The organism is Streptomyces sp. UNOC14_S4, assembly GCF_020740835.1.
In the GTDB taxonomy this organism is placed as follows: Bacteria; Actinomycetota; Actinomycetes; order Streptomycetales; family Streptomycetaceae; genus Streptomyces.
The window spans coordinates 1-1,689 of record NZ_JAINFC010000872.1 but is presented as its reverse complement, the minus strand read 5'-3'; the positions used below and the strand labels follow the sequence as shown (position 1 = coordinate 1,689).

The following is a 1,689-nucleotide window of genomic DNA, read 5'->3' as shown; positions in this document are numbered from 1 at the left end:
GTTCGTGCCCGGTAGCCCGGTGCCCCGAGGGTGCGGAGGGACGGCGCAGAGAGGATCGGGCCGGGCCCGCTCACGGCGGGCCCGGCGAAGCGTGGATTTCCGGCGACGCGCCTCAGCGTTCGCGGTCGCCCTCGCGCTGGCCGAGGGTGATCTCCGTCGTCGCCTGCTTGCCGTCGCGGGTGTAGGTCACCGTGACCTTGTCGCCCGGGCGGTGGGTCCAGATCTCGCTGATCAGGGTGGCGCCGCTGTCGACCGTCGTGTCGTCCAGCTTGGTGATGACGTCGCCGGGCTTCAGGCCCGCCTTGTCGGCCGGGCCGCCGGGGGTGATCGGGGGCGCGCTGCTGTCGCCGCTCGTGGCGATGCGGGCACCGCTGCCGCTCTCCCGCGTGTTCAGCGTGGCGCTGATGACCGGGTAGATCGGCTTGCCCGTCTTGATCAGCTGGTCCGCGACGTACTTCGCCTGCTTGATGGGGATCGCGAAGCCCAGGCCGATGCTGCCCGCCTGGCCCTGGCCGCCGCCGAAGCCGCCGCCGTTGTTGGCGGACTGGATCGCGGAGTTGATGCCGATGACCGCGCCCTGCGCGTTCAGCAGGGGGCCGCCCGAGTTGCCCGGGTTGATCGAGGCGTCCGTCTGGAGGGCGCTCATGTACGAGGCGTTGCCGCTGCCCCCGCCGTCGCTGGAGGCCACCGGGCGCTTCTTCGCGCTGATGATGCCCGTGGTGACCGTGCCCGACAGACCGAAGGGCGCGCCGATCGCGATCGTCGCGTCACCGACCGCCGTCCTGTCGGAGTCCCCCAGCGGGATGGGGTTGAGGGTCGCGCCCGAGGGGTCCTTGAGCTTGATGACCGCCACGTCGTAGCCCTGCGCGCGGCCGACCACCTCGGCGTCGTACTTCTTGCCGTTGGAGAACGTCGCCGTGAGCTTGCCGCCGCCCTGCGCGGCCGACGCGACGACGTGGTTGTTGGTGAGGATGTGGCCCTGCTTGTCGTAGACGAAGCCGGTGCCCGTACCGCCCTCGCCGCCGCCGCTCTGCGCCTCGATGGTGACGACGCTCGGCAGCGCCTTGCTCGCGATGTCCGCCACGGAACCGGGCGTACGGCTCTCCACCTTCGGGTCACCGGAGGAGGAGAGGGTCGTCGACGTCTCGCTGTTCCGGTCGGCCGCCCAGTAGCCGATGCCGCCACCGATGCCGCCCGCGACGAGCGCCGCCGCCACGACGGCCGCGACGAGCCCGCCCCCGCGCTTGCGGGCCGGGGGATAGGGCGAGGGTGCCCCCCATGCGGCGCCCACACCGGTGGGGCCGACGGGACCCATGGGCCCGCCACCGTACGGCTGCGGGCCGCCGGGCTCGCCACCGCCACCGCCGCCGCCGCCGTACCAGCCTCCCTGCGGACCCGGCTGCCCCTGTGGCCCAGGCTGGCCCAGCTGACCCGGCTGACCCATGGCCGGGTCCGGTGCGCCCGCCATGCCCTGCACACCCGGCTGCGCGAAGGCAGAGGTCGCCGGCTGCGGAGGCACGGGCGGGACCTCGGGAGCGGCGACGGCCGGAGCCGCCGAGGCAGCCGGAGCCGCCTGAGTGGCCGGAGCCGCCGCGGGCGTCCGGTCCGCGGCGCTCTTCTCCAGCTCGACCGCCGGGAGCTGCGCCGTCCCCTCGGCCACCGCGTCCGCGGCGGGGGCCTGGGCGGGGG

1 protein-coding gene is annotated in these 1,689 nt (G+C 74.5%); it reads right to left on the bottom strand.

The window, feature by feature from the left end; all coding sequences use genetic code 11:
- Positions 1-112: 112 nt before the first annotated feature.
- Positions 113-1,689, bottom strand: a 1,577-nt coding sequence (locus K6I34_RS36630) for a S1C family serine protease (protein WP_374231120.1), incomplete at its 5' end; no start/stop codon positions are given.